Source organism: Streptomyces sp. NPDC005202, from assembly GCF_040608235.1.
Taxonomy (GTDB): domain Bacteria; phylum Actinomycetota; class Actinomycetes; order Streptomycetales; family Streptomycetaceae; genus Streptomyces.
On the sequence record NZ_JBEXHW010000075.1, the window covers coordinates 1 to 5,100 of the forward strand.

At 72.7% G+C, this 5,100-nt stretch carries 3 protein-coding genes; 1 reads left to right on the forward strand and 2 read right to left on the reverse strand.

Annotated elements, in window-relative coordinates:
• Positions 1-692, reverse strand: a 692-nt coding sequence (locus ABZV31_RS37965) for a maltotransferase domain-containing protein (protein WP_355901409.1), incomplete at its 3' end; no start/stop codon positions are given.
• Positions 693-921: 229 nt separating this feature from the next.
• Positions 922-2,124 carry a S8 family peptidase gene (locus tag ABZV31_RS37970; RefSeq protein ID WP_355901411.1) on the reverse strand — a complete coding sequence of 401 codons (1,203 nt, stop codon included), beginning with the start codon at positions 2,122-2,124 and terminating at the stop codon, positions 922-924.
• Between the two features lie 216 nt (positions 2,125-2,340).
• Between ABZV31_RS37970 and ABZV31_RS37975 the strand changes: the two genes are divergently transcribed.
• Positions 2,341-5,004, forward strand: a complete 2,664-nt coding sequence (locus tag ABZV31_RS37975) for a glycosyltransferase family 1 protein (protein ID WP_355901413.1) — start codon at positions 2,341-2,343, stop codon at positions 5,002-5,004.
• The last annotated feature ends 96 nt before the right edge of the window (positions 5,005-5,100 follow it).

A 5,100-nucleotide genomic window follows, 5' to 3' on the forward strand; every position in this document is an offset into this window, starting at 1 on the left:
ACCAGCAGCACCAGCGGCTCGGAGGCGGTCACCAGCTCCCGCAGCGGGTGACGGGCCAGCACCGCCTCCACCTCCGGCGTCAACGCCGCCGCCAGACGGGCAGCGGCCGGGCGGCCCTCGTCCCGCAGGGCGTCCACCGCGGCCAGGAGGACGTCCCGTTTTCCGTCGTGCTTCGGCACGCCGGCGGCAGCCCGCTCGTACAGTCGCGCCCCCTCCTCCAGGACCAGTTCGGTGTCCAGTCCCGCGGGGATCTTGATCTGGGCGTGGTGCCGCCAGGTGGTGACGGGGTCCGCCCAGGCCTCGACCGTGTACGTCCAGCGGCCGGGCTCCCCGGCGGTCACGGTGGCCCCCCAGCGGTCGGTGCCGGGGGCCAGTTCGCGCATGGGGGTCCAGGGGCCGGGGCGGCCCTCCGGATCCCGCAGTACGACGTTCGCGGCCACGGCGTCGTGGCCCTCGCGGAACACGGTGGCCGAGACCTCGAACGACTCGCCGGTCACCGCCTTGGCGGGCCTGCGGCCGTGCAGGACGATCGGGCGGACGTCGAGGACGGGGATGCGCCCGACGGCGGTGGCGTCGCCCGCGGAGGGTCGCTCCGGGGCCGGCGGACCGGCGTCGAGGGGGCGCGCCGGTGACGCGCCGGTGGGAGGAGTGCTTGTTGTCGGGGGTGCTGCCGAGTGGTGCGTGGCGGGCATGACCGCTCCTGTCCGCGTCAACGAGGGTGTGGGCGGAGGTGTGTGGGGAGGTGGGTCCTGCGTGGTCTACCTGTGGGGTGTACCGGTGGAGCCTTCCCACCCTATTCGGGTGAGCAATCCGGCACTTTGTTAACTACTCACGCGTATGTCGACACACAAGACCGGCCCCGTCCGCACACAGGACCGGCCCCGTCCGCGCGCGGACGGGGCCGGTGCAGGCGCGCTGCCCCTACGTCCGCGGTACCTGCAGGAGTTTGTTCGGCGAGCCGAGCCCCGCGCCGGAGACCTTGCCGGACGCCGCGCCCGCGGCCAGCGCGTTCGCGACCTGTGCGGGAGTGGCCTTCGGATGGCCGGACAAGTGGAGCGCGGCCGCGCCCGCCGCGTGCGGCGCCGCCATCGACGTTCCCGAGTACGTTGCCTTCCCGGTGTCGCTCGCGGAGGACGCCGAGATGATCGACACGCCCGGGGCGAACAGGTCGAGGGCCGAGCCGAAGTTCGAGAAGCCGGCCCGCGCGTCCCTGCCGTCGGTGGCGCCGACCGTGATCGCCTCCGGCACGTCCGCGGGGGAGTAGAGGCCGGCCGGAAGGCCGTTGTTGCCCGCGGCAACGGTGTAGGTGACGCCGGCCTTGATCGAGTTGCGTACGGCGGCGTCGAGTTGGGCGCTGTAGGAGCCGCCCAGGCTGAGGTTGGCGACCGCGGGCTTGTGCGCGTGCCGGGTGACCCAGTCGATGCCCGCGATGACCTGGGACGTCGTCCCGGTGCCGTCGTTGCCGAGGACCCGTACGGCGACGACCCGGGCCTTCTTGGCGACGCCGTACGTCGTGCCGGCGATGGTGCCCGCGACGTGCGTGCCGTGGCCGTTGCCGTCCTGGGCGGTGTTGTCGTTTCCGATGAAGTCCCAGCCGTAGCTCGCGCGGCTGCCGAAGTCCTTGTGGGTGATCCGGATGCCGGTGTCGATCACGTACACCGTCACACCCCTGCCCCCGGAGTCCGGCCAGGTGTAGCAATTGTTCAGCGGCAGGGTGCGCCGGTCCAGGCGGTCCAGGCCCCAGGACGGCGGGTTCTTCTGGGTGCGGTCGAACGCCACGCGGCTGTCCGGGACCACCGAGGCGACGCGGGGATCCGCCGCGAGGCGCCTCGCCTGTCTCTCGTCGGCGCGGACGGCGTAGCCGTTCAGGGCCGTGCCGTAGGTCTGGCTGATTCTCGCCCCGTACTTCTCGGCGATGCCCTTTCCGGCAGCCGACGGAGCCTGCGTGCTCCCCTTGAGCGTCACCAGGTAGCTTCCGCTGACGGAGCCGGGCCGGCCGGCGCCGGGTATCTGCCCCTCCGGGGCGGCGTGCGCGGGCAGGGTGACGGCCAACAGTGCCGCGGCACAGATCACCGCGGTCAGGCCCCCCACCCGGCGCAGACGCCGTGTCCGCGTCCGTGCCATTCCGAGTTCCCCTCCTCGACTCGGGTAGGGCAGCAGCGTCTCGTGCGGTGGGAAGGGGCTACAAGGTGGCCTACGGGTGTTTTTCCGGACGGCTTGGGTCTGGTCTGTGCGCGGCAGCCCGCAGCGGCGGCCGCACCGACACCGGTACCGTCGTGTGTGACGGGGCGCACAGAGCCGTGCGTCCACAGACTCCGGGCACGTCTGCTGAGGTGGAATGTGAAGGCGATCCGTCGGTTCACCGTCCGTCCCGTTCTCCCCGAGCCCCTCCGGCCGCTCAGCGAGCTGGCTCGCAACCTGCGCTGGTCCTGGCACGCCGAGACGCGCGACCTGTTCCAGTCCGTCGACCCGGAACGCTGGGCCGCCACGGGCTGCGACCCCGTACGCCTCCTCGGCAGCGTGCGCCCCGCACGGCTCGCCGAGCTGGCCGAGGACCGCCGCTTCCTGCGCCGCCTGACCGCGGCCGCCGACGACCTGCACGACTACGTGACCGGCGACCGCTGGTACCAGGTCGCCCAGTCCGACGGACTCCCCGCCGCCATCGCCTATTTCTCCCCCGAGTTCGGCATCACGGCCGCCCTGCCGCAGTACTCCGGCGGCCTCGGCATCCTCGCCGGCGACCACCTGAAGGCGGCCAGCGATCTCGGCGTACCGCTGATCGGCGTCGGGCTGCTGTACCGGCACGGCTACTTCCGCCAGACCCTGTCCCGGGACGGCTGGCAGCAGGAGCACTACCCGGTCCTCGACCCCAACGAGCTGCCCGTCACCCTGCTGAAGGAGGCCGACGGCGCCCCGGCCCAGGTCTCGCTCGCGCTGCCCGGCGGCAAGGCACTGCACGCCCGCATCTGGCTGGCCCAGGTCGGCCGGATCCCGCTGCTGATGCTGGACTCCGACGTCGAGGAGAACGACCTCGGTGAGCGCGGGGTGACCGATCGGCTCTACGGCGGCGGCAGCGAGCACCGGCTGCTGCAGGAGATGCTGCTCGGCATAGGAGGGGTCCGGGCGGTGCGGACGTACTGCCGGCTCAGCGGCCACCCCGAGCCGGAGGTGTTCCACACCAACGAGGGCCACGCCGGCTTCCTCGGTCTGGAGCGCATCGCGGAACTCTGCGACCAGGGGCTGGACTTCGACTCCGGCCTGGAGGCGGTGCGCGCCGGGACCGTGTTCACCACCCACACGCCCGTTCCGGCCGGAATCGACCGCTTCGACCGCGAGCTGGTCGCCCGCCACTTCGGCCCCGACGCCGAGCTGCCGCGCATCGACGTCGAGCGCATCCTGCACCTCGGCATGGAGACCTACCCGGGCGGCGAGCCGAACCTGTTCAACATGGCCGTGATGGGTCTGCGCCTGGCCCAGCGCGCCAACGGCGTCTCGTTGCTGCACGGGCGCGTCAGCCGCGAGATGTTCTCCGGACTGTGGCCGGGATTCGACCCCGACGAGGTGCCGATCACCTCGGTGACCAACGGGGTGCACGCACCGACCTGGGTGGCCCCGGAGGTCTTCCGGCTCGGCGCCCGGCAGATCGGCACCCAGCGCACCGAGGACGCGCTGTCCGTCGGCGGTTCGAACCGCTGGGACTCCGTCGCTGACATTCCCGACCTGGACATCTGGGAGCTGCGCCGGGACCTGCGGGAGCAGCTGGTGGCGGAGGTGCGGCAGCGGCTGCGCGCCTCCTGGCGGCAGCGCGGCGCCGGGACGGCCGAGCTGGGCTGGATCGACGGCGTGCTCGACCCGGACGTCCTGACCATCGGGTTCGCGCGGCGCGTCCCGTCGTACAAGCGGCTGACGCTGATGCTGCGGGACCAGGACCGCCTGATGAGCCTCCTGCTGCATCCCGAGCGGCCGATCCAGATCGTGGTCGCGGGCAAGGCGCACCCGGCGGACGACGGCGGCAAGCGGCTCATCCAGGAGCTGGTGCGGTTCGCCGACGACCCGCGGGTGCGCCACCGGATCGTCTTCCTGCCGGACTACGGCATGGCGATGGCGCAGAAGCTCTACCACGGCTGTGACGTCTGGCTGAACAACCCGCTGCGGCCGCTGGAGGCGTGCGGGACGTCCGGTATGAAGGCGGCGCTCAATGGCTGCCTGAACCTGTCGGTGCTGGACGGCTGGTGGGACGAGTGGTTCCAGCCCGACTTCGGCTGGGCCATCCCGACCGCGGACGGCGGGGACGGGGGTGCCCCCATGCGTTCGGTCATGGGGGAGGACCCCGGCCACCGCGACGACATCGAGGCCGCCGCCCTGTACGACCTGCTCGAACAGCGGGTCATGCCCCGCTTCTACGAGCGCGGCCAGGGCGGGCTGCCCGACCGCTGGATCGAGATGGTCCGCCGGACCCTGACCCTGCTCGGCCCCAAGGTGCTGGCCGGCCGCATGGTCCGCGAGTACGTCGACCGTCTGTACGCCCCGGCCGCCCACGCCCACCGCGCGATGGATCCGGAGGCGGCGCGCGAGCTCGCCACGTGGAAGGCGCGGGTGCGGGCGGCCTGGCACGACGTGACGGTCGACCACGTGGAGACGTCCGCCGCCATGGCCTCGGCCACGGCCACGGCCGAACTCGGCACCACCCTCGGCCTCCGGGTGCGCGTCGGCCTCGGCGGCCTCGGGCCGGACGACGTCGAGGTGCAGGCGGTCTCGGGCCGGGTCGACGAGGAGGACCGCATCGCGGACGCGACGGCGGTCCCGCTGAAACCGGCGGGCGGCCCGGACCCGGACGGCCGCTGGATCTACGAAGGCCCGCTCTCCCTGGACCGCACCGGCCCCTACGGCTACACGGTCCGCATCCTCCCGGCCCACCGCCTGCTCGCCTCCGGCGCGGAGCTGGGTCTGGTGGCGGTGCCGTCGGAGGAGACGGGCGAGGGGGCCGGGGTGCTGATGCGCTGACCCGTCAGTCCTCCCTACCTTGTTGATCGGGATGAGCGAGCCATTCGTAGGGTTGGCTCACCCAGGGGGTCCGGGTGTGGCTTTCAGTCCTCTGCC

Excerpts from the sequence above, each read along its gene's own strand:
- ABZV31_RS37970 (WP_355901411.1), bottom strand. The coding sequence starts at position 2,124 with ATGGCACGGACGCGGACACGGCGTCTGCGCCGGGTGGGGGGCCTGACC.